The following is a 1,397-nucleotide window of genomic DNA, read 5'->3' on the forward strand; positions in this document are numbered from 1 at the left end:
TAGAAAGCACTAAACGAGGTTGTTTTTTATGATTAGAATGAAAATTTAGTTTTTGGAGGGGGTTGTGCAACGGTTACTGCTGTTGTGCGTAGTCTTTTTTATCTAGGTAAAAGATATTTTTGCCAATTTGGTTTACTACTTAAATATTCATCATAATGTTTTTCAAAGTTATAGAACTTTTCTTTGCTTGGTAGATTATTCTCATTTGCATAATTTTCATATTCTTTTATGTTTTCAAAAGTTTTGTTTGTTTTAGTTTTTAAGTTGTAAACTATGAAATCATATTTTGGACTATCCGTATTTTGATGCGAAACTTCAGCACAAAGTATTTCGTTTTCAATTTTGTAGTTCGTTATTATTATTTCATCTTTATTTGGTTCTGTTTTCGTTAAATCTGGATAGAAATATGTCCAAGAAAATTCTTCATTTTGAATAGTTTGATTATATCCAATAGGAATAATATGATTATCTCCTAAACCTAAATCTTGCCAATATGAAAATGAAAATATAAAAAATGATAATGAAATAATAAAATGAATAATTAACCAAAATTTCATTTTACGTTTCATAATGGCTTCTAATATTGACCACTTTTTAACTTTCCAGAATATAAATAAATTCAATAAAATTAAACTTGAATACATTGCCGAATAGAAAACTATTTTTATGATTATTATAAAAAGTTCAATAATTGCCATTTTTCAATTTAGTTTTTAAATTCGTCTATTTTTTTTTGAAGATTACGCACAACGTTTTCGGGCTTTGCGTTCGGGCGGGTTTCGGAGCACAAAACTGTCAACCAGCACTGAACTTGAATAGAAGCACAAAGCTCCAAGTTTGCACGGCACCCCGCCTGACGCAAAACCCGTGTGCTTGTTGCACAACTCCCCAAATATACCAAAAAAATCTTGCAAAAAAGATTCACTTTTTGTAATTTTAGTCATGCAAGGAAAAAAAGAACTCACCCCAAAAATGCTCTATCAAGTTCATTTACAGGACTTGATTCCGGAGCACAACTTCTACCGAATATTGGATACAGCCATTGACTTCCGGTTTTTATATAAAGCTACACAAGACTATTATGGAGACGAAGGACAAGAGAGTATTGACCCAGTTGTATTCTTCAAAATATGTTTGGTTGGCTATTTGAACAACATCAATTCCGATCGAAAACTCATTGAATATTGTTCTAATTGTTTAGACGTTCGGTTGTTTATTCGTTATGATATCGACGAGGCATTGCCATGGCACAGTACTATCAGCCGAACACGTCAATTGTATGGAGAAAAAGTATTTATGGAACTCTTCAAGAAAGTACTTTCGCTTTGTGTAGAAAAAGGAATGGTTCGAGGTAAACGCCAAGCGGTTGATAGTGCTTTTATCAAAGCCAATGCTTC

2 protein-coding genes are annotated in these 1,397 nt (G+C 31.9%); one reads left to right on the forward strand and one right to left on the reverse strand.

Annotation, left to right across the window (positions count from 1 at the left end; translation table 11 throughout):
- Positions 1-98: 98 nt before the first annotated feature.
- On the reverse strand, positions 99-698 hold the full coding sequence (locus tag AC23MC_RS16385; protein ID WP_487569396.1) for a hypothetical protein: 600 nt from the start codon (positions 696-698) through the stop codon (positions 99-101).
- A 244-nt stretch (positions 699-942) separates the two neighbouring features.
- Between AC23MC_RS16385 and AC23MC_RS16390 the strand changes: the two genes are divergently transcribed.
- On the forward strand, positions 943-1,397 hold a 455-nt coding region (locus AC23MC_RS16390), incomplete at its 3' end, for a transposase (protein WP_487569395.1).

The sequence above is a fragment of the Flavobacterium sp. T50_26 genome (genome assembly GCF_057652995.1).